Annotated in this window: 18 protein-coding genes and 1 riboswitch; of the genes, 12 read left to right on the top strand and 6 right to left on the bottom strand. The window is 70.1% G+C overall.

From position 1 onward, the window contains the following. Positions 1 to 78: 78 nt before the first annotated feature. Positions 79 to 1,281, bottom strand: coding sequence for a multidrug effflux MFS transporter (locus ACZ6AA_RS32105; RefSeq protein ID WP_471461842.1), 1,203 nt, complete (start codon positions 1,279 to 1,281; stop codon positions 79 to 81). A 219-nt stretch (positions 1,282 to 1,500) separates the two neighbouring features. Next, positions 1,501 to 2,709, bottom strand: coding sequence for a quinolinate synthase NadA (nadA, locus tag ACZ6AA_RS32100; protein ID WP_468481024.1), 1,209 nt, complete (start codon positions 2,707 to 2,709; stop codon positions 1,501 to 1,503). 253 nt (positions 2,710 to 2,962) lie between these two features. Between nadA and ACZ6AA_RS32095 the strand changes: the two genes are divergently transcribed. Continuing rightward, complete coding sequence (locus ACZ6AA_RS32095; protein ID WP_030360910.1) at positions 2,963 to 3,319, top strand: HesB/IscA family protein; 357 nt, start codon at positions 2,963 to 2,965, stop codon at positions 3,317 to 3,319. Positions 3,320 to 3,425: 106 nt separating this feature from the next. Here ACZ6AA_RS32095 and ACZ6AA_RS32090 read toward each other — a convergent pair whose 3' ends face one another. Both ACZ6AA_RS32090 and ACZ6AA_RS32085 read right to left on the bottom strand, forming a co-directional pair. Beyond that, positions 3,426 to 5,063 (bottom strand): hypothetical protein, encoded by a 1,638-nt coding sequence (locus tag ACZ6AA_RS32090; protein ID WP_468449196.1) that lies wholly within the window; start codon positions 5,061 to 5,063, stop codon positions 3,426 to 3,428. A gap of 174 nt (positions 5,064 to 5,237) precedes the next feature. Beyond that, positions 5,238 to 5,465, bottom strand: coding sequence for a hypothetical protein (locus tag ACZ6AA_RS32085; protein ID WP_468449194.1), 228 nt, complete (start codon positions 5,463 to 5,465; stop codon positions 5,238 to 5,240). Positions 5,466 to 5,598: 133 nt separating this feature from the next. Here ACZ6AA_RS32085 and ACZ6AA_RS32080 point away from each other — a divergent pair, with 133 nt between their 5' ends. Next, positions 5,599 to 6,573 carry a carbohydrate kinase family protein gene (locus ACZ6AA_RS32080; RefSeq protein ID WP_468449192.1) on the top strand — a complete coding sequence of 325 codons (975 nt, stop codon included), beginning with the start codon at positions 5,599 to 5,601 and terminating at the stop codon, positions 6,571 to 6,573. Between the two features lie 75 nt (positions 6,574 to 6,648). Here ACZ6AA_RS32080 and ACZ6AA_RS32075 read toward each other — a convergent pair whose 3' ends face one another. Next, complete coding sequence (locus ACZ6AA_RS32075; RefSeq protein ID WP_471461832.1) at positions 6,649 to 8,037, bottom strand: aminotransferase class V-fold PLP-dependent enzyme; 1,389 nt, start codon at positions 8,035 to 8,037, stop codon at positions 6,649 to 6,651. 349 nt (positions 8,038 to 8,386) lie between these two features. Between ACZ6AA_RS32075 and ctaC the strand changes: the two genes are divergently transcribed. The 4 genes from ctaC to ACZ6AA_RS32055 all read left to right on the top strand — a co-directional run bounded on the left by ctaC (position 8,387) and on the right by ACZ6AA_RS32055 (position 12,871). Further along, positions 8,387 to 9,349 carry an aa3-type cytochrome oxidase subunit II gene (ctaC, locus tag ACZ6AA_RS32070; protein ID WP_030360905.1) on the top strand — a complete coding sequence of 321 codons (963 nt, stop codon included), beginning with the start codon at positions 8,387 to 8,389 and terminating at the stop codon, positions 9,347 to 9,349. Continuing rightward, the gene (gene ctaD / locus ACZ6AA_RS32065; protein ID WP_468449188.1) at positions 9,346 to 11,082 is read left to right on the top strand and encodes an aa3-type cytochrome oxidase subunit I; all 1,737 of its coding nucleotides are present in this window, start codon (positions 9,346 to 9,348) and stop codon (positions 11,080 to 11,082) included. Before ctaC ends, ctaD begins: the two co-directional genes overlap by 4 nt. After that, positions 11,079 to 11,477 (top strand): cytochrome c oxidase subunit 4, encoded by a 399-nt coding sequence (locus ACZ6AA_RS32060; protein ID WP_468449186.1) that lies wholly within the window; start codon positions 11,079 to 11,081, stop codon positions 11,475 to 11,477. Before ctaD ends, ACZ6AA_RS32060 begins: the two co-directional genes overlap by 4 nt. 146 nt (positions 11,478 to 11,623) lie before the next feature. Further along, the gene (locus tag ACZ6AA_RS32055) at positions 11,624 to 12,871 is read left to right on the top strand and encodes a L,D-transpeptidase (protein WP_468449184.1); all 1,248 of its coding nucleotides are present in this window, start codon (positions 11,624 to 11,626) and stop codon (positions 12,869 to 12,871) included. Positions 12,872 to 12,896: 25 nt separating this feature from the next. On the opposite strand, the gene ACZ6AA_RS32050 is transcribed toward ACZ6AA_RS32055, so the two are convergent. Further along, positions 12,897 to 13,298 (bottom strand): DNA-binding transcriptional response regulator, encoded by a 402-nt coding sequence (locus tag ACZ6AA_RS32050; protein ID WP_385712522.1) that lies wholly within the window; start codon positions 13,296 to 13,298, stop codon positions 12,897 to 12,899. 165 nt (positions 13,299 to 13,463) lie between these two features. Here ACZ6AA_RS32050 and ctaE point away from each other — a divergent pair, with 165 nt between their 5' ends. The 6 genes from ctaE to ACZ6AA_RS32020 all read left to right on the top strand — a co-directional run bounded on the left by ctaE (position 13,464) and on the right by ACZ6AA_RS32020 (position 20,910). After that, positions 13,464 to 14,084 carry an aa3-type cytochrome oxidase subunit III gene (ctaE, locus tag ACZ6AA_RS32045; RefSeq protein WP_030360900.1) on the top strand — a complete coding sequence of 207 codons (621 nt, stop codon included), beginning with the start codon at positions 13,464 to 13,466 and terminating at the stop codon, positions 14,082 to 14,084. A 103-nt stretch (positions 14,085 to 14,187) separates the two neighbouring features. Continuing rightward, positions 14,188 to 14,997 carry a cytochrome bc1 complex diheme cytochrome c subunit gene (qcrC, locus tag ACZ6AA_RS32040; protein WP_468449182.1) on the top strand — a complete coding sequence of 270 codons (810 nt, stop codon included), beginning with the start codon at positions 14,188 to 14,190 and terminating at the stop codon, positions 14,995 to 14,997. After that, positions 14,994 to 16,055 (top strand): cytochrome bc1 complex Rieske iron-sulfur subunit, encoded by a 1,062-nt coding sequence (gene qcrA, locus ACZ6AA_RS32035; protein ID WP_468449180.1) that lies wholly within the window; start codon positions 14,994 to 14,996, stop codon positions 16,053 to 16,055. Before qcrC ends, qcrA begins: the two co-directional genes overlap by 4 nt. Beyond that, a complete protein-coding gene (gene qcrB / locus ACZ6AA_RS32030) occupies positions 16,052 to 17,704 on the top strand; it encodes a cytochrome bc1 complex cytochrome b subunit (RefSeq protein WP_468449178.1) in 1,653 nt (550 codons plus the stop codon). Before qcrA ends, qcrB begins: the two co-directional genes overlap by 4 nt. A 153-nt stretch (positions 17,705 to 17,857) precedes the next feature. Beyond that, positions 17,858 to 18,922 (top strand): anthranilate phosphoribosyltransferase, encoded by a 1,065-nt coding sequence (trpD, locus tag ACZ6AA_RS32025; protein WP_468481025.1) that lies wholly within the window; start codon positions 17,858 to 17,860, stop codon positions 18,920 to 18,922. Between the two features lie 196 nt (positions 18,923 to 19,118). Further along, a riboswitch (SAM riboswitch) is annotated at positions 19,119 to 19,235 on the top strand. Positions 19,236 to 19,440: 205 nt separating this feature from the next. Next, on the top strand, positions 19,441 to 20,910 hold the full coding sequence (locus ACZ6AA_RS32020; RefSeq protein WP_471461813.1) for an aminotransferase class V-fold PLP-dependent enzyme: 1,470 nt from the start codon (positions 19,441 to 19,443) through the stop codon (positions 20,908 to 20,910). The last annotated feature ends 30 nt before the right edge of the window (positions 20,911 to 20,940 follow it).

Below are 20,940 nucleotides of genomic sequence, written 5' to 3'. Positions count from 1 at the left end.
CGGCAGCAGGGCCTGTACGGCTGCGGGGGACTGAGCAGGGCCCGTACGGCCTCGGGGCGCGTGCCGCGGCCAGGCGCCTCACCCGCCCGCTTCCGCCCCCTCGCTCGCCCGCACCATCCCAGCCCCCCGGGCCAGCCGCAGCGCCGCCACCGCGAGCCCGCCGCACACCGTCATCCCCACGAACAGCGGCACCGCCGTGTGCTCGCCGCCGAGGCCGACCAGCGGCGCCACCACCGCGCCCAGCGCGCTCTGGGCCGTGCCGAGGAGCGCGGAGCCGGTGCCGGACGCCCCCGGCACCCGGGCGATCGCCAGCGCCGCCGCGTTCGCGACCACGAGGCCGAGCCCACCGCACACCACCGTCATCAGCGCCAGACAGACCACCACGCCGAGCAGCCCGGCCACGGTCACGGCGAGCAGCGTGCCCGTACCGGCGAACATGGCGAGCAGCCCGGTGCGCAGCAGCGCTTCGGGGGCGACCCGCCCGACGAGGCGGGCCCCCACCGCGCTGGACGCCGTGACGACCACGGCCCCGCCGGAGAACGCAAGGGACGAGACGCCGACGCCCATCCCGAGGACGTTCTGGAGCAGGAACGGCGACCCGGCGATGTAGCAGAAGAGCACCCCGAAGCCGAAGGTGAAGGCCAGGGTGTACCCGACGTACGCCCGGTCGCCCACGACCTCGCGCACGGCGGCGGCGAGCCGCCCCGCGCCGCCCGCCCGCCGCCGCTCCTTCGGCAGGCTCTCCGGCACCGCCACCAGCACGCCGAGGGCCACCACCAGGGCGACTCCGGCAAGCACGCAGAACACGCCGCGCCAGCCGCCGACCCCGATCACGGCGCCGCCCGCGAGCGGCGCGAGGACCGGCGCCGTCCCGGCGAGCGTCATCAGGATCCCGAACATCCGTGCCGCCGCGGCCCCTTGGACCACGTCGGTCACCACGGCCCGGCTGATCACGACCCCCGCGGCCCCGCCGAACCCGGTCACGAACCGCAGCGCCACCAGACTCTCCAGGGACGGCGCGACCGCGCACAGGGCGGTGCCCACGGCGCACACGAAGGCCCCCACGAGCAGCGGCCGGCGCCGCCCGTACCGGTCGGAGAGCGCCCCGAACACCAGATGCCCGACCGCCATCCCGACCAGGAACGCGGTGAGCGTGAGCTGCACCCCGGGCGCGTCCGTGCCGAACTCCTCGGCCATGCGCGGGAAGGCGGGCAGATACATGTCGGTCGACAGCGGACCGACGAAGGACAGCAGCACGAGCGCCGCGGTGAGCGAAGGCATGACGAGGAGACCCTTCAAGGACGGAGAGGACCGAGAGCATGAAGGGGCTGAGAGGGCCGAGAAGGCCGAGAGAGCCGAGAGGGCGCGGCTTGGGGCAACCTCGAGGCGGAGCAGGGCGAGGGGCCCTGGTCGAGAACGCCCGGGTGCTGGAGCAGCGTAGGACGCGGTAAGGGGCGTCCGCAATGGCGGACGCCCCTTACCGGGAGGGAGCGGGGACGGCTACGGCAGCGCCAGCATCCGCTCCAGGGCGAGCTTTGCGAACTGCTCGGTCTCGCGGTCGACCTCGATGCGGTTGACGAGCTTGCCGTCGGCGAGGGACTCCAGGGTCCACACCAGGTGCGGCAGGTCGATGCGGTTCATGGTCGAGCAGAAGCAGACCGTCTTGTCGAGGAAGACGATCTCCTTGTCCTCGGCGGCGAACCGGTTCGCGAGCCGCCGTACGAGGTTCAGCTCGGTGCCTATCGCCCACTTCGAGCCGGCCGGGGCCGCCTCCAGGGTCTTGATGATGTGCTCGGTCGAGCCGACGTAGTCCGCCGCGGCCACGACCTCGTGCTTGCACTCCGGGTGGACGAGCACGTTCACACCGGGGATGCGGGCCCGCACGTCCTCGACCGACTCCAGCGAGAAGCGCCCGTGCACCGAGCAGTGCCCGCGCCACAGGATCATCTTCGCGTTCCGCAGCTGCTCGGCGGTGAGGCCGCCGTTCGGCTTGTGCGGGTTGTAGACGACGCAGTCCTCCAGGGACATGCCCATGTCGCGCACGGCGGTGTTGCGGCCGAGGTGCTGGTCGGGCAGGAAGAGGACCTTGCCCGTCGTGGCGTCGACCTGCTCGAAGGCCCACTCCAGGGCCCGCTTCGCGTTCGACGACGTACAGATCGTGCCGCCGTGCTTGCCCGTGAACGCCTTGATGTCCGCGGAGGAGTTCATGTACGAGACGGGGATCACCTGCTCGGCGATGCCGGCCTCGCTCAGCACGTCCCAGCACTCGGCGACCTGCTCGGCCGTCGCCATGTCGGCCATCGAGCAGCCCGCGGCCAGGTCCGGGAGCACCACCTTCTGCTCGTCGCCGGTCAGGATGTCCGCGGACTCGGCCATGAAGTGCACACCGCAGAAGACGATGTACTCGGCCTCCGGGCGGGCGGCCGCGTCCCGGGCCAGCTTGAAGGAGTCGCCGGTGACGTCGGCGAACTGGATGACCTCGTCGCGCTGGTAGTGGTGGCCGAGCACGAAGACCTTGTCGCCGAGCCGCTCCTTGGCGGCGCGGGCGCGCTCCACCAGGCCGGGGTCCGAGGGCGAGGGCAGGTCGCCGGGGCACTCCACGCCGCGCTCGCTGCGGGGGTCGGCCTCGCGGCCGAGCAGCAGCAGGGCGAGCGGGGTCGGCTGTACGTCGAGCTCGGAGCGGTCCACGGTGGGCTGGGCGGTGGTCACGACACACACCCTTTCTTCTGTGATGGACACGGCCTGGGCCGCGTCCGAAGTGGGCCGGAGGTCGGCACCACGGATCCTTTTCGTCGATTTGACGCTATCTATCATAACTGCTTCACGTCAGTTTGACGATGGCCATAGTGTCGATGTGACGCATCCCCCGTGGGCGCCCGTGTGCGAGCATGGGAATGAACACGCGGCTCCGCCGGTTGCAACCGTCGGCAAGCAGTCTCCGTACAACCCGGGAGAGAAGCAGATGTCCGTATCGGACGAGACCACCACCGTGAGCGACGGCATCCTCCTGTCCGACGCCGCCGCGGAGAAGGTCAAGGCCCTCCTTGACCAGGAAGGCCGGGACGACCTGGCGCTGCGCGTGGCCGTTCAGCCCGGTGGCTGCTCGGGCCTGCGGTACCAGCTCTTCTTCGACGAGCGCTCGCTCGACGGCGACGTCGTCAAGGAGTTCGGCAGCGTGAAGGTCGTCACCGACCGCATGAGCGCTCCGTACCTGGGCGGCGCCTCCATCGACTTCGTCGACACCATCGAGAAGCAGGGCTTCACGATCGACAACCCGAACGCCACCGGCTCCTGCGCCTGCGGCGACTCGTTCAGCTAAGCCGGTCCGCGCCCGCCCCGCGCGGGCGGCGGCCAGGCAGAGCGGTACGAAGGCGGCGGTTCCCCTTGAGGGGGAGCCGCCGCCTTCGTCGTGCCCGGCGCGGGCGCTACTTCCGGGGTGCCGGAGTGCCCTGGTGCGTGCCGTCGTCGCGCGGCACCGCCTTGCCGCCCTCCACCACGACCTTCCGGTCGCCGAGCGGCGCGTCCAGCTTCACCGACAGGACGTAGGCCTGCGCCATGGCGACGCACACCGTGCCCTTCTTCGTGGTCGACGTCACCTTCACCTCGACCTGCCCGCCGCGCTCCTGCGCCGAGGCCGCGAACGTGCTGCACACCCCGGCCGTGAAGTGCAGGGTCAGGGTCCGGCCCGCCGCGCTGTAGCTGTCGACCTTCACGTCCTCGGTGCGGGTGTCCGGGTCGCCGGGCCGGACGGTCGGCCCCTGCGAGGGGCCGACGGTGCCGGACTCACCCGGCGCCCGCAGATACTTCGGGTCCACCGCGGGGTGCGTCACCGTGTAGGCGTCCGGCGCGCCCGCGGGCTTCACCTCGAACAGCCACGACGGCACGAGCGCGGTGCGCCCGTCCACGAACTGCGCCGCGAGTCCGAACTCGGCGTCCTCGACCGCGATCGGCTGCGGCGTCGGCGGCTTGGGGGAGGGCGGGCACGGAGCGTCCTTGCCGGGGGCGGGCTCGCCCGGCGCCACACCGTCGGCGCCCTGGCCCTGCGGCGCGTCGCCGCCGTCCGTGCCCCGCCCCTGCCGCGTGTCGCCGCCGTCCGCGTGCGGCACCGGACGCGCGCAGCCGCCGATGCCCCCGCGCCCGTCGCCCCTGCCGGACTTGTTCAGCAGGTCGAGCGCCTTGTCCGCACCCACGACGGGGTACGTCGCACCCTTCTCCGGCTCGGTCAAGTGACCGCTGCCGCCGACCACTTGGCCGTCGGCCCCGACCTGGACACCCGTCGACCAGCCGTACGTCGGCAGGCCGCCCACCTCGGGGTCGGCGTTCACCACCCGTACCGCCCCCATGAGCTGGCGCGCGTCGAGCTTCGCGTCGTCCAGGCCGACGGCCTTCAGGACGGGGGCGGCCGCCTTCTTCGCGGCGGCCTCGCTGACGGCGCCGCCGGAGTCGTCGGCCGGACGGTGGTCGGCGGCACCGGTGCTCGTACCCCCATCGGGGCCCGTCCCCGTGCCCGGACACCGCTTGCCCTTCAGGCAGTTGTCGCCGCCGGGGGTCGCGTGCCGCGTGTACGTCCAGGTGCCCGGCGCCGCCTTGCTCACCCGCAGCGAGGGGCCCGCGCCGTCGTTCGACGGGCCGATCCACCAGGCGCTGTCACGGGTGACCGGGGTGCCGGAGATGCCGAGGGCCTTCGCGAGCCGCTCCACCCGGTCCCGGGGGACGTCCCCGCGCACCTGGTGCACGGCCGCCGAGTCCGGCCCGTCGGGCAGTTCGCCCACGGCCTTGTACGTAGCGCCGCTCGGGTCGGGCTCGCCCGGCGCGATCCCTTCGGTGCTGCCGTCGGGGCCCTGGCTGCTCCGGCCGTCGCGGTCGCCCGTGTAGGCGTCGAGGGTGAGCGGCGGCGGCGCGCCGCCGTCACCCGTCGCCGAGTCGCGGCCCCCGTCGGAGCCGGACGACACCGTCGCCAGATACGCCCCGCCGCCGCCCGCGAGCAGCACCGCGGCCGCGACCGAGGCGACCATCAGCGGTGACCGCCGCCGTTGTCCGTCCTGCGTCTGCTCGCTGCTCACCGCATCGCTCCTTAGAACGCCCAGCCGTCCCTGGTCGCAGAAACCCCACCCATGAGGTCTCGGCGTACATCGCATCCCCTCTGAAGGGGACAGCGGTGGGACGCGGCGGGGGAGCGCACGGTTCCCTCAGCGCGCGCCGGGCGGCGCGGGCGTGTCGGGGCCCTTGCCCCGGTCTCAGTTGCCGTACTCCGACATGCGGTCGATGACGCGGGCGGACGCGGCCGGGACCGTGACCCCGTGGATCAGCGACGGCGGCACGGGCGCGGCCGCCACGGCGGGCACCACCCAGTGCGGGGCCATGCGGGCGCAGTCGCCGCGCAGCGTCTCCAGGGTCTCGGCGCGCGTCACCTCCACGGCTTCGGCGGAGTGCTGCGGGACGCTGTGCTTCGGGATGACGGCCATACCGGAACCGTATGCACCGCTACGGCGAAGAAGAAAGACCTACTATTGGGTATTTTTGGCCAGTTCAATGATGGGTGGTCGACCGGATAGCGTTAACCGTCAACCCCTCGCCTCGCCGCAGGAGCTTCTCGCCGTGCGAATCGCAGTCACCGGCTCCATCGCCACCGACCACCTCATGACCTTCCCCGGCCGCTTCGCCGACCAGCTGGTCGCCGACCAGCTGCACACGGTCTCCCTCTCTTTCCTGGTCGATGCCCTAGACGTCCGCCGCGGCGGCGTCGCCGCGAACATCTGCTTCGGCATGGGCCAGCTCGGCACCGGCCCCGTCATCGTCGGCGCCGCCGGCGCCGACTTCGACGAGTACCGCGCCTGGCTCGACCGGCACGGGGTGGACACCGCCTCGGTCCGTATCTCCGAGACCCTGCACACCGCCCGCTTCGTGTGCACCACGGACGCCGACCACAACCAGATCGGCTCCTTCTACACCGGCGCGATGAGCGAGGCCCGCCTCATCGAGCTGAAGACGGTCGCCGACCGCGTCGGCGGCCTCGACCTGGTCCTGATCGGCGCCGACGACCCGGAGGCGATGCTCCGCCACACGGAGGAGTGCCGCACCCGCGAGATCCCGTTCGCCGCGGACTTCTCCCAGCAGATCGCCCGCATGAGCGGCGACGACATCCGCACCCTCCTGGAGGGCGCGACGTACCTCTTCTCCAACGAGTACGAGAAGGGGCTCATCGAGTCCAAGACCGGCTGGACCGACGCCGAGATCCTCGCCAAGGTCGGCCACCGCGTCACCACCCTCGGCGCGAACGGCGTGCGCATCGAGGCCGCCGGCGAGGACCCGATCGAGGTCGGCGTGCCCGAGGAGAAGGCCAAGGCCGACCCGACGGGTGTCGGCGACGCCTTCCGCGCCGGATTCCTCTCCGGCCTCGCCTGGGGCGTCTCGCACGAGCGCGCCGCCCAGGTCGGCTGCATGCTCGCCACCCTGGTGATCGAGACCACCGGCACCCAGGAGTACGAGCTGCACCGCGTCCAGTTCATGGAGCGCTTCACCAAGCAGTACGGCGACGAGGCCGCGGCCGAGGTCAAGGTCCACCTGCCGTAACCGTGCCGCCGGGTGCGGGCGCCGACCGGCCCCGCACCCGGCCGCACCGCGGCCCCCTCGCGGGCCGCCGCCCGGCTACACCAGCCGCCGCACCTCGTACGCCACCCCGGCCGCCCCGTCGGGCAGCTCCCGCGCCCCCACGTACTCCTGCCGCCGCGTCCAGCACCACGCCGGGATGTCCACGGCCGCGACCTCGTCGTCCGAAAGGACGGTGACCGTGCCGCCGACCCGGACCCGGGGCAGCGCCTTCGCCAGCTCGATCACGGGCAGCGGGCAGCGCTCGCCCAGGGCGTCGACGGTCAGCTCGTCCAGGGTGCCCGCGGCGGTCTCCCCGACCGGCGCGCCCAGCTTCTCGCGCACCCCGGCCACGGCGCCGGGCAGCACCTCCAGGAAGCGCTCGACCTCGGCGGCCTCGGTGCCGGGCGGCAGCGACACCCGTACGTTGCCCTCGCTGACCACCCCCATCGCCTTGAGCACATGGCTCGGCGTCAGCGTGCTGCTCGTACAGGACGAGCCGGACGACACCGAGAAGCCCGCCCGGTCCAGCTCGTGCAGCAGCGTCTCCCCGTCGACATAGAGACAGGAGAAGGTGACGAGGTGCGGAAGGCGGCGCACCGGATCGCCGACGACCTCCACGTCCGGCACCAGCGCAGGCACCCGCGCCCGGATCCGCTCCGTCAGCTCCCGCAGCCGCGCCGCCTCCGCCACCGCCTCGGCCCGCACCGCCCGCAGCGCCGCCGCGGCCGCCACGATCGCCGGAATGTTCTCGAAGCCGGGGGAGCGCCCCGACTCCCGCTCGTCCACCGGCCCCCGCGGCGCGAACCGCACCCCCTTGCGCACCACGAGCAGCCCGACCCCGGCGGGCCCGCCCCACTTGTGCGCACTGGCGGCGAGCAGCGACCAGTCGCCGTCCACCGCGCCCCACGGCAGCGACTGCGCCGCGTCCACGAGCAGCGGCACCCCGGCGGCCCGGCAGACGTCGGCGACCTCGGCCACCGGCTGCTCGGTGCCGACCTCGTGGTTGGCGGACTGCAGACACGCGAGCGCCGTGTCCTCGCGCAGCGCGTCCGCGAACGCCGCCGCCGCGACCGCGCCCGCCCGGTCCACACCGACCTCGGTCACCGCGCCGCCCGCCTGCTCGTGCGCCGCGGCCGAATGGAGTACGGCCGAATGTTCGACGGCGGACACCGCCAGATGCCGCCCCACCCGCCGCCGCCCGGCGAGGGCGCCCGCGATGCCGTCGTACAGCGCCCGCGTCCCCGAAGGCGTGAACACCAGCTCGTCCGCCCGGCACCCCACCGCCTCGGCGGCCGCCTCCCGCGCCGCGTCGAGCAGCATCCGGGCCCGCCGCCCCTCCCGGTACAGCCGCGCCGGATCGGCCCACCCCTCGTCGAGGGAGGCCATCAGCGCCTGCCGGGCAACGGGATGAAGAGGAGCAGCGGAGGCAACGTCGAAGTAGGACACACGGCAACGCTAAGACGTGGCCCGAGGAATCCGCTCCGCAGGGGGCGTGCCCCGTAGGGGCGCGGGGAACTGCGCGACCGGCCACAGCGGACCCGCGACCGCCGCACCCCCGGTGGACCCGAGCCAAAAGGCGCCCCAACCCTCCGTCAGATACCGGCCGACGGAGGGGCATCCCACCTCTTCAGAGTGACCCGCGGCGCGTTAGGCACCCTCCCCGCGCGACCCCAAATAGCGTCCAGTAGGGTTTGGTCCGCATAAACATCCAAACCCCTGCCCGACGCAGGGCGGCGACCGACCACCGAGAAGGCCGCAGCCAACAGCGCGGGCGAGACTCTCGGGAAGGCGCTACGTGAGTCCCAACGGCTCCGACCGCTCGCCGCGGCGCCCGATGCGGCGGAAGCTGCTGCAGGCATTGACTGCGGGCCTGGTCCTGGTAACCGCCACCGGTTGCACATACAAGGACTTTCCCCGCCTTGGTATGCCGACCCCGGTCACGGAGGAGGCTCCGCGGATCCTCTCCCTCTGGCAGGGCTCGTGGGCGGCTGCGCTCGCCACGGGCGTGCTGGTCTGGGGCCTGATCGTGTGGAGCATCATCTTCCACCGGCGCAGCCGCACCAAGGTGGAGGTCCCTCCGCAGACGCGTTACAACATGCCCATCGAGGCGCTGTACACGGTGGTCCCGCTCATCATCGTCTCGGTGCTCTTCTACTTCACGGCACGCGATGAGTCCAAGCTCCTCAAGCTCGACGACAAGCCCGCCCACACCATCAACGTGGTCGGCTTCCAGTGGAGCTGGGGCTTCAACTACATCGAGAACGTGAAGGGCTCCAACAAGGACAACGCCAGGACCGCCAAGGAACTGGACGCCATTCCGGACCGGTTCCGCAAGGACTTCCCGGCCAACGCCGGCGGCGTCTACCAGGTCGGTACGCCCGGCGAGCGGAACCCGCAGAACGGCAACCCCGGCCCGACCCTCTGGCTCCCCAAGGGCGAGAAGGTCCGCTTCGTACTGACTTCGCGTGACGTCATCCACTCCTTCTGGGTGGTTCCGTTCCTCATGAAGCAGGACGTCATCCCGGGTCACACCAATGCCTTCGAGGTCACTCCGAACAAGGAGGGCACCTTCATGGGCAAGTGCGCCGAGCTCTGCGGCGTCGACCACTCCCGGATGCTCTTCAACGTCAAGGTCGTCTCTCCCGAGCGCTACCAGAAGCACCTCGAGGACCTCGCGAAGAAGAACCAGACCGGTTACATCCCGGCCGGCATCGAGCAGACGGGCCACGAGAAGAACCGGGAGACGAACAACCTGTGAGCATCCTCAACGAACCCCAGGGTGCCGCGGCAGCAGCCGACTCGTACGAGGACGAGCTGCCGGTCAGGCGCAAGCAGCCGGGAAACGTCGTCATCAAGTGGCTGACCACCACTGACCACAAGACGATCGGCACGCTCTATCTGGTCACGTCGTTCGCGTTCTTCTGCATCGGCGGCGTCATGGCGCTGTTCATGCGCGCCGAGCTGGCCCGCCCGGGTACGCAGATCATGTCGAACGAGCAGTTCAACCAGGCGTTCACGATGCACGGCACGATCATGCTGCTGATGTTCGCGACGCCGCTGTTCGCGGGCTTCGCGAACTGGATCATGCCGCTCCAGATCGGCGCGCCCGACGTCGCGTTCCCGCGTCTGAACATGTTCGCCTACTGGCTGTACCTGTTCGGCTCGCTGATCGCCGTCGGCGGCTTCCTGACCCCGAACGGCGCCGCGGACTTCGGTTGGTTCGCCTACTCGCCGCTCTCGGACGCGGTCCGGTCGCCCGGCATCGGCGCCGACATGTGGATCATGGGTCTGGCCTTCTCCGGCTTCGGCACGATCCTCGGCTCGGTCAACTTCATCACCACCATCATCTGCATGCGCGCCCCCGGCATGACGATGTTCCGCATGCCGATCTTCGTGTGGAACGTGCTCCTTACCGCGGTGCTCGTGCTGCTCGCCTTCCCGGTCCTGGCCGCCGCGCTGTTCGCCCTTGAGGCGGACCGTAAATTCGGTGCGCATATCTTCGACGCGGCCAATGGCGGGGCCTTGTTGTGGCAACACCTCTTCTGGTTCTTCGGCCATCCAGAGGTGTACATCATCGCCCTACCATTCTTCGGAATCATTTCCGAAGTCATCCCGGTCTTCTCCCGCAAGCCGATGTTCGGCTACATGGGTCTCATCGGCGCGACCATCGCCATCGCCGGTCTTTCGGTGACGGTGTGGGCGCACCACATGTACGTCACAGGCGGCGTACTCCTACCGTTCTTCTCCTTCATGACGTTCCTGATCGCCGTGCCAACAGGCGTGAAGTTCTTCAACTGGATCGGAACGATGTGGAAGGGGTCCTTGTCCTTCGAGACCCCGATGCTCTGGGCGATCGGCTTCCTGATCACCTTCACCTTCGGTGGTCTGACGGGTGTCATCCTGGCCTCGCCGCCGATGGACTTCCACGTGTCGGACTCGTACTTCGTCGTCGCGCACTTCCACTACGTCGTCTTCGGCACCGTGGTGTTCGCGATGTTCGCCGGATTCCACTTCTGGTGGCCCAAGTTCACCGGCAAGATGCTGGACGAGCGGCTCGGCAAGATCACGTTCTGGACGCTGTTCATCGGCTTCCACGGCACGTTCCTCGTCCAGCACTGGCTGGGCGCCGAGGGCATGCCGCGCCGGTACGCGGACTACCTGGACGCGGACGGCTTCACCGCGCTGAACACGATCTCGACGATCGCCTCGTTCCTGCTCGGCCTGTCGATCCTGCCGTTCTTCTACAACATCTGGAAGACGGCCAAGTACGGCAAGAAGATCGAGGTCGACGACCCGTGGGGCTACGGCCGCTCGCTGGAGTGGGCGACGTCCTGCCCGCCGCCGCGGCACAACTTCCTCACGCTGCCGCGCATCCGTAGCGAATCCCCGGCGTTCGACCTGCACCACCCGGAGATCGCCGCACTCGACCAGCTCGAGAACGCCGGTCACGGCGAGAAGGCGCTCGCTGGCAACAAGGAGGCCGGCAAGTGAAGATCCAGGGCAAGATGTTCATCTGGCTGAGCGTCTTCGTACTGGCCATGGCGATCGTCTATGGCTGGTGGTCGAAGGAGCCCGCCGGTACCACCGCGCTCTTCCTGGCCTTCGGCCTGTGCATCATGATCGGCTACTACCTGGCCTTCACGGCCCGGCGTGTCGACGCCTCCGCACAGGACAACACCGAGGCCGACGTCGCGGACGAGGCCGGCGAGGTGGGCTTCTTCAGCCCGCACAGCTGGCAGCCGCTCTCCCTGGCCATCGGTGGCGCGCTCGCCTTCATGGGCGTCGTCTTCGGCTGGTGGCTGATGTACTTCTCCGCTCCGCTGCTCCTCATCGGACTGTGGGGCTGGGTCTTCGAGTACTACCGCGGCGAGAACCAGAACCAGTAGCTCTCCCGCACCAGCGGTCCCGAGGGGCCCGGACACTCCGTCAGGAGCGTCCGGGCCCCTCGGCCGTTCGCCCGCTCGGCCTTTCGGGGGACCTCGTACGGGTCACTCGGCGCGCCGGTCCTGACGAATCTTCATAGCGTGTGCTCATGAGACACTCACCGCGAATCCGCACGGTACTGAGCTGCACGATGCTGGTGGTCGCCCTCGGTGCGGGGGCCACGGCCTGCGGCAGCGACGGCCATCCGCTCTCGGCCAAGCCGTACGACGCGGCGAGCCAGATCGCGTTCAACGGCCCCGCGGGCAGCCAGAAGGCGGACCCCGACAAGCCGCTCGAAATCACCGCCGAGGGCGACGAGGGCCGCATCACCGACGTGACGGCCACCGACGCCATGGGCCGGTACGTGGCGGGCGAGCTGACCGCCGACGGCTCCCGGTGGCACAGCACGGCGCCCCTCGCCGCGGGCGCGGACTACACGGTGCGGGTCAGCACCGAGGACGACGAGGGCTCACCGGGCCGCAAGGTCCTGAACTTCGCCACGGACAAGGCAGCCAAGAAGAAGCAGCTGAAGGTCACCTTCGGCCCCGAGGCGGGCAAGTACGGCGTCGGCCAGCCGGTCACGGCCAAGCTCAGCGCCAAGGTCAAGGGCAAGGAGGCCAGGGCCGTCGTCGAACGCGCCCTGAAGGTCCGCTCGCAGCCCGCCACGGACGGCGCCTGGACCTGGGTGGACAGCCAGACGCTGCACTACCGCCCCAAGGACTACTGGCCCACCGACGCCACCGTGGACGTCCACAGCAACCTCGAGGGCATCAAGGTCACCGACAAGCTCTGGGGCGCCGGGACCAAGCCCCTGCGGTTCACCACCGGTGACAAGATCGTGGCCGTGACGGACGCGGGCTCGCACTGGATGACCGTCTACCGCAACGGCGAGGAGATCAACTCCATCCCGGTCACCACCGGCAAGCCCGGCTACGCCACCCGCAACGGCATCAAGGTGGTCCTGGGCAAGGAGTACGCGGTCCGCATGACCAGCGCCAGCATCGGCGCCTCGGACTTCTACGACAAGATGGTCTACTACGCGACGAGGGTCACCGACAGCGGCGAGTACGTGCACGCCGCCCCCTGGTCGGTGGGCTCCCAGGGCTACGCGAACACCAGCCACGGCTGCACCGGCATGAGCACCGGCAACGCCGCGTGGTTCTACGAGACCGTCCGTCAGGGTGACATCGTGAAGGTCGTCAACAGTTACGGCGCCGACATGGACCCGTTCGGGAACGGATTCGGCGACTGGAACGTGAGCTGGAAGAAGTGGGTCGAGGGCAGTGCCCTCCTCGGCGGCGCCAAGGAGGGCTCCAAGCCCGCGGACGTGGCGAGACTGCGCCCTCAGTCGGTCTGAGTCCCGCCGGTCCGGCAGGGCCCCGTCAGGCGCTCAGGGCCGTCCTGTCACGCAGCAGGGCGGCCAGTGAGGCCGCGAACTCCACCGGGTCGACCGGAAGGGTCACCGCTGCCTCCGCGCGGCTCCAGGTGGCCAGCCAGGCGTCCTGTGGGCGCCCGATGAGCAGCAGCACCGGCGGGGCCTGGAAGATCTCGTCCTTGATCTGCCTGCACACGCCCATGCCGCCCGCGGGAACGGCCTCGCCGTCCAGGACGCACACGTCGATCCCGCCCCGTTCGAGCTCGGCGAGGACCGCGGGCAGCGTCGCGCACTCGATGAAGCGGACTTCTGGGACATCGCTGGCCGGCCGACGGCCGGTGGCCAGGCGGACCTGCTCACGGGTGTTCGCGTTGTCGCTGTAGACCAGCACCGTGGCGGTCGGCTGCATGGTTCCTCCGCTTGGTCGAGGGCATCTCGCGCGGATGCTACTCCTCCCGACACCCCGTCAACAGCGCTTCGGACGCCGCTCCGATGGGCCATCCGGGCAGGACACACCCCACAGACACTCCGAACGGCACCCCCCGGGGTGAGGGCGGGATAAGCGACCGACATAATGTCGGTCGTGGCGACAGCAACGACAGTAGATACCGGGCACGCGCACCCGCCGGTCAATCGACCGAACCTCACCAGCGTCGGAACCATCATCTGGCTGAGTTCCGAGCTGATGTTCTTCGCGGCCCTCTTCGCGATGTACTTCACCCTGCGATCGGTTACGGGTCCCGATCACTGGAAGGAAATGGCGTCGAGCCTGAACTTCCCGTTCTCGGCGACGAACACCACGATCCTGGTGCTCTCCTCCCTCACCTGCCAGCTCGGCGTTTTCGCCGCCGAGCGCGGTGATGTGAAGAAGCTCCGGATGTGGTTCATCGTCACCTTCATCATGGGTGCGATCTTCATCGGCGGTCAGGTCTTCGAGTACACGGAGCTGGTCAAGCACGAGGGCCTCTCGCTCTCGTCCGACCCGTACGGCTCGGTGTTCTACCTGACCACCGGCTTCCACGGACTGCATGTGACAGGCGGCCTGATCGCCTTCCTGCTGGTCCTCGGCCGCACCTACGCGGCCAGGAGGTTCACCCACGAGCAGGCGACCGCCGCCATCGTCGTGTCCTACTACTGGCACTTCGTCGATGTCGTCTGGATCGGCCTCTTCGCCACGATCTACATGATCAAGTAGACGGTAGCGGGGACCGCGGCGGCCCTCGGCCGCGCTGACGCACCCGACATACCGACACATTCCAGAAGCATCGACGCAGAAGATCCTGACACCGGGGTAATCCGTGAAAAAGCTCTCCGCACGACGACGCCATCCGCTGGCGGCGGTCGTCGTCCTACTCCTTGCGCTGGCGGCCACCGGGGGGCTGTACGCCGCGTTCGCTCCGGCGGACAAGGCGCAGGCCGACGAAACCGCTCAGTCCCTCGCCATCGACGAGGGCAAGAAGCTCTATGCCGTGGGCTGCTCCAGCTGCCACGGAACCGGCGGTCAGGGCAGTTCCGACGGCCCGAGCCTGGTGGGCGTGGGCGCCGCCGCTGTCGACTTCCAGGTCGGCACCGGCCGGATGCCGCTCCAGCAGCAGGGCGCCCAGGCGCCCAAGAAGAAGGTCATCTACAGCCAGGCCCAGATCGACCAGCTCGCTGCGTACATCGCCTCGCTCGGCGCGGGACCCAACATCCCCACCGAGAAGCAGGTCAGCCCTGAGGGCGCCGACATCGCCAAGGGCGGCGAACTGTTCCGTACCAACTGCGCCCAGTGCCACAACTTCACTGGTGAAGGCGGCGCGTTGACGCACGGCAAGTACGCCCCGAGCCTGGAGGGCGTCAGCCCCAAGCACATCTACGAGGCCATGCAGACGGGCCCGCAGAACATGCCGTCCTTCCCCGACACGACGATGCCGGAGAAGAACAAGAAGGACATCATCGCGTACCTCGACGCGGTCAACGGTGAGAAGACCGAGAGCCCCGGCGGTCTCAAGCTGGGCGGTCTCGGACCGGTCAGTGAAGGCCTGTTCGCCTGGATCTTCGGCCTCGGCGCACTGATCGCGGTCGCCGTGTGGGTCGCCGCCCGGACCGCAAAGGCCAAGAAGTCATGAGTAGCCAAGAGAATCCAGAAGAGAACCTGCCCAGCGAGCAGGAATCAGCCGCCCACGGCGCGGTAGCCGTGGCCGACGACGCCGACCCGTTCGCGGACCCGGGGCTGCCGCCCCACGAGCACCGCGTCCAGGACATCGACGAGCAGGCCGCCCGGCGCTCCGAGCGCACGGTCGCGCTCCTGTTCACCATCTCGATGCTGGCCACGGTCGGCTTCATCGCCTCGTTCGTGGCCTTCCCGGTCGACAAGAGCGTGTTCATCTGGCCCATCGGCCACATCAGCGCGCTCAACTTCGCCCTGGGCATGACCCTCGGTGTGGCGCTCTTCTGCATCGGCGCGGGCGCGGTCCACTGGGCCCGCACCCTGATGTCCGACGTGGAGGTCGCCGACGACCGGCACCCCATCGAGGCCGAGCCCGAGGTCAAGGCCAAGGTCATGGCCGACTTCGCGGAGGGCGCGAAGGAGTCCCAGCTCGGTCGGCGCAAGCTGATCCGCAACACCATGTTCGGCGCGCTCGCCATGGTCCCGCTCTCGGGTGTCGTCCTGCTGCGTGACCTCGGTCCGCTGCCGGAGGACAAGCTGCGGCACACCCTGTGGTCCAAGGGCAAGCTGCTCGTGAACATGAACACGAACGAGCCGCTGCGCCCCTCGGACGTCCAGGTCGGCTCGCTCACCTTCGCCAAGCCCGAGGGCCTGGAGGAGCACGACCACGACTTCCAGACCCAGATCGCCAAGGCGGCCCTGATGATCGTCCGGATCCAGCCGGACAACATCAAGGACAAGCGCGAGCTGGAGTGGTCGCACGAGGGCGTCGTCGCGTACTCCAAGATCTGCACCCACGTGGGCTGCCCGATCTCCCTGTACGAGCAGCAGACGCACCACGTCCTCTGCCCGTGCCACCAGTCCACCTTCGACCTCTCCGACGGCGCCCGAGTCATCTTCGGCCCCGCCGGTCACGCCCTGCCGCAGCTGAAGATCGGCGTGAACGAGGAGGGCTACCTCGAGGCGCACGGCGACTTCGAAGAGCCCGTCGGCCCTGCCTTCTGGGAGCGCGGATGAGCACCGAGAACACCACGGCGACGGCCGCCCCGGCGGCCGACTCGCGCAAGAAAGCACCCGCCGGTGAGCGGGTCGCGGACTGGGCCGACGGCCGCCTCGGGATCTACTCCCTGGCCAAGGCCAACATGCGCAAGATCTTCCCGGACCACTGGTCCTTCATGCTCGGTGAGATCTGCCTCTACAGCTTCATCATCATCATCCTCACGGGTGTGTATCTGACGCTGTTCTTCCACCCGTCGATGAACGAGGTGGAGTACCACGGCAGCTACGTGCCCCTGCAGGGCCAGCTGATGTCCGAGGCGTTCAACTCGACCATGCACATCTCCTTCGATGTGCGCGGTGGTCTGCTGATCCGGCAGATCCACCACTGGGCGGCGCTGATCTTCCTCGCCGGCATGTTCGTGCACATGATGCGCGTGTTCTTCACGGGTGCGTTCCGCAAGCCGCGTGAGGTCAACTGGCTGTTCGGCTTCCTGCTGTTCGTCCTCGGCATGTTCACCGGCTTCACCGGTTACTCGCTCCCGGACGACCTGCTCTCCGGTACCGGTGTGCGCTTCATGCAGGGCGCGATCCTGTCGGTGCCGATCGTCGGCACGTATCTGTCGATGTTCCTGTTCGGCGGAGAGTTCCCCGGCGGCGACTTCGTGGCCCGGTTCTACTCGGTCCACATCCTGCTGCTGCCGGGCATCATGCTCGGCCTCGTGGTGGCGCACCTGATCCTGGTCTTCTACCACAAGCACACGCAGTTCGCGGGCCCCGGCAAGACGAACAAGAACGTCGTCGGCATGCCGCTGCTCCCGGTCTACATGGCCAAGGCCGGAGGCTTCTTCTTCCTGGTCTTCGGCATCATCGCGGCCATCGCGGCGATCGCCTCGATCAACCCGATCTGGGCTCTTGGCCCCTACCGGCCGGACCAGGTGTCCACCGGCGCCCAGCCCGACTGGTACATGGGCTTCGCCGAGGGTCTGATCCGAGTGATGCCCGGCTGGGAGATCAACATCTGGGGCCACACGCTGGTCCTGGGCGTGATGATCCCGCTGGCGATCTTCCCGCTGGTCCTGGTCGCGCTCGCGGTCTACCCGTTCATCGAGTCCTGGATCACCGGGGACAAGCGCGAGCACCACATCCTGGACCGCCCGCGCAACGCCCCGACCCGCACGGGCTTCGGTGTCGCCTGGATCACCGCCTACATGATCATGCTGGTCGGTGGTGGCAACGACCTGTGGGCCACGCACTTCCACCTGTCGCTGAACGCGATCACCTGGTTCGTCCGGATCTTCTTCTTCGTCGGACCGGTCATCGCCTTCATCGTCACCAAGCGGATCTGCCTGGGCCTGCAGCGGCGCGACAAGGACAAGGTGCTGCACGGACGCGAGTCCGGCATCATCAAGCGCCTGCCGCACGGTGAGTTCATCGAGGTGCACGAGCCGCTCAACAAGGAGCAGCTGCACACCCTCACCGCGCACGAGCAGTACGCGCCGCTCGAGATCGGCCCGACGGTCGACGAGAACGGCGTCGAGCGCAAGGTGACGGGCTCGCAGAAGCTGCGGGCGAAGCTCTCCAAGGGCATGTACGGCGAGGAGAGCCAGATCCCGAAGCCCACCGCCGAGGAGTACAAGGAGATCACGAGCGGCCACGGCCACCACTGATCACCTGAGCGCTTCCAGGCGCTGACCCGAAGGTCGCCACGGCAGGAGCCCCGTCCAGTGCATGGACGGGGCTCTTTGCCGTGCTGGGGGCTGGATAGGGTGGACCCACCCCAAGAGCTTGGGATGTCTTCGTCTACGAACCCAGGAGCGGCCATGAGCGCTGTGACCCCCGCAGGAGGCGACACCGCGGCGGCCCGTTCCTGGCCCGACGTACTGAACGGGCTGCTCGACGGGCGCGACCAGAGCGCGGACGACACGGCCTGGGCCATGGACCGCATCATGAGCGGCGAGGCCACGGACGCGCAGATCGCGGGCTTCGCGGTGGCGCTGCGCGCCAAGGGCGAGACCGTCGAGGAGATCTCCGGTCTGGTCCGGACGATGTACGCGCACGCCCATGTCATCGAGGTGCCCGGGCCGAGCGTCGACATCGTCGGCACCGGCGGCGACGGCGCCAAGACCGTGAACATCTCCACCATGTCGGCGATCGTCGTCGCCGGGACCGGCGCGAAGGTCGTCAAGCACGGCAACCGCGCCGCGTCCTCGGCGAGCGGCGCCTCCGACGTCCTGGAGAAGCTCGGCGTGAACCTGGAGCTCACCCCCAGACGGGTGCGCGAGGTCGCCGAGGAGGCCGGGATCACCTTCTGCTTCGCGGTGAAGTTCCACCCCGCGCTGCGGCACGTGGCGCCCGCCCGGCGCGAGCTGGGCATCCGGACCACCTTCAACTTCCTCGGCCCGCTCACCAACCCGGCCAAGGTGCGGGCCCAGGCCACCGGTGTCGCCGACGCCCGGATGGCGCCGATCCTCGCCGGTGTCCTCGCCGAGCGTGGCTCGTCGGCGCTCGTCTTCCGCGGTGACGACGGACTCGACGAGCTGACGACGACGGCCACCTCGCGGGTGTGGGTGGTCCGGGACGGGGGCGTCCGCGAGGAGGCCTTCGACCCCCGGGACGTCGGCATCGACCTGGTCCCGGTCGAGGCGCTGCGGGGCGCCGACGCCTCGTACAACGCGGAGGTCGCACGGCGGCTCCTGGACGGTGAGACGGGGCCCGTGCGGGACGCGGTGCTCCTGAACTCCGCGGCGGCGCTGGTCGCCCTGGAGCCGGGCGACGGGCCGCTCACGGAGCAGGTGCGGGCGGGGATGGCCAAGGCGGCCGAGGCCATCGACTCCGGGGCGGCGAAGGCCGCGCTGGCGCGCTGGGTCACGGCCAGTAACAGCTGAGCCCCGTAAGGGGCGCGGGGAACTGCGCGCTCAGCGCGCGAAATGCCGCAGACGCGTCTGCCGAGTACTGAGCAGACGCGTCTGCGGCGTTTTCGTGGCTGGCCGCGCAGTTCCCCGCGCCCCTTACGGGGCTCGCCAGTCCGGATTGTGGACTGCGGTGTTGCGCGTCCAAGATCGTGTGGCAAGATGCTGCGCAGGTCATGAGCGACAGCGACTAGGCCCCGGCCCGCTGTCCGGCAACCCTCCGTCCGTGGCGGGGTGCCCCGGGTGAAGACCAGGCGGTGGACAGCAAGGTCCGCCGCAAGCGCGGACCCCTCGCGTCACCAGGGGTCCTGGTCGTCGAGGGAGCAGTCTCGTGGTTCAGCGAATGCGCTAGGGCTTCGGCCCCGTTCTGAGAATCCTCCGTCCGGCCCGTGTACGGCCGTGCGTCGAGGCACCCCCCGTACGCGAAGTGGCCATCGTGCCGTCGTGCGGGTCCTTCACAGCCATTCCGCCCTGTCCTGCCGGGAGATACCGCCATGTCCGCACGCCCGCACGCCGTCGCCACCGACTCCGCCGACCCCTGCTGCGCCGCCCCGCTGCCGGTCCTCGGCCGCGACGTCACCGTCCCCCTCGTCACCGGCGGCGAGGTGACCTACGCCGCGCTCGACTACGCCGCCAGCGCCCCGGCCCTGCAGCGGGTCTGGGACGACGTGGCCGCGTACGCGCCGTACTACGGGAGCGTGCACCGCGGCGCCGGATACCTCTCGCAGCTGTCGACCGACCTGTTCGAGAACGCGCGGAAGACCGTCGCCGAGTTCCTGGGCTGCCGCGAGGGCGACCAGGTGGTGTTCACGCGGTCGACCACCGACTCGCTGAACCTGCTCGCCGCCGCGCTGCCCGCCGACTGCCAGGTCTTCGTGTTCGAGACCGAGCACCACGCCTCGCTGCTGCCCTGGCGGGACGCCCGCGTCACCTACCTCGACGCCCCGCGCACCCACGACGAGGCCGTCCACACCCTGGAGCGCGCCCTCGCCGACCGCGACCCCTACGGCCCCGCCCTGGTGTGCGTCACCGGCGCCTCGAACGTCACCGGCGAGCTGTGGCCGGTGCGCGAGCTGGCCGCCGCCGCGCACGCGCACGGCGCCCGCATCGTCCTCGACGCCGCCCAGCTCGCGCCCCACCACCCCGTGGACGTAGCGGAGTTGGACGTCGACTGGATCGCCTTCTCCGGGCACAAGCTGTACGCGCCCTTCGGCTCCGGCGTGCTCGCGGGGCGGGCCGACTGGCTCCAGGGCGCCGAGCCGTACCTCGCAGGTGGCGGGGCCTCGCGGAAGGTCGCGCGGCGCGCCGACGGGGGAGTGGACGTCGAGTGGCACGACACGGCCGCCCGGCACGAGGCCGGCTCGCCCAACGTCATCGGCGCCTACTCCATCGCCTCCGCCTGCAAGGCCCTGGACGAGGCCGGGTTCGACGCGCTCGTGGAGCGGGAGCGGCACCTGATCGCGAAGGTCACCGAAGGGCTCGCCGCGGTGCCGCAGGTGCGGGTGCTCTCCCTGTTCGGGGACGACGCGCCGCGCGTGGGCGTCATCTCCTTCGTCGTGGACGGCTGGAACAGCTCGCACTTCGCCGCCGCCCTGTCCGCCGAGTACGGCATCGGGGTGCGCGACGGCCTCTTCTGCGCCCACCCGCTCGTGCGCACCCTGCTCGGCGGCGCCCCCGACGAGCCCGGCGAGTGCGGCGCCCCGGAGGCCGCGCCCGGCGAGCGGTCCCTGAACGCGATCCGGGTGAGCTTCGGCGCGGGCACCCCCGACGAGCACGTGGAGCGCTTCGTGCGCGCCGTCCGCGAGCTGGTGACCGACGGGGCGCGCTGGAACTACCGCACGGAGGACGGGCGGTGCGTGCCGGACACCGGCGTGGCGGAGACGGGTGCGGTGGCGGTCGGAGCGGTGGCGGCCGGCGCGGCGGACAGTGCCGCCGTCGGTCCCGCGGACGCGGCCGCTGCCTGACGCCGCAGCCGGGACCCCAGGACGATCATG

Source organism: Streptomyces sp. NPDC040610 (assembly GCF_055594065.1).
Note: the sequence above shows the minus strand (reverse complement) of the source record. Positions and strands in the feature narration are given on the sequence as shown.